Here is a 285-nt window from a genome sequence, read left to right as displayed (position 1 = left end):
ATCCTTTATCCTTAACTCCTGGCATCTAAGCATATTAGCTTTACGCATTTTTCAACTTTAAACTATTGAAAGTAAAATTTCCAGCTGATTGCTATAAATGAGGAACTTTATAAATGGAGAAACAGAAAAGATTCCTCTCCTCATAAGAAAATGCCATAAGTACAATAAGCTTTAAAAGTGCTTGAAACAACTATCACTTATCGTTTTTACAATCGCATTTTTCAGGAAAAAACACTATTTTTGCATTTTCAGACTTAAAAAAACGCCTAAATCTCTATATAGGCG

It is taken from the genome of Bartonella sp. AA81SXKL, assembly GCF_042196945.1.
Taxonomy (GTDB): Bacteria; Pseudomonadota; Alphaproteobacteria; order Rhizobiales; family Rhizobiaceae; genus Bartonella.
The sequence above is the reverse complement of the archived record's forward strand: the minus strand, read 5'-3'. Positions refer to the sequence as shown.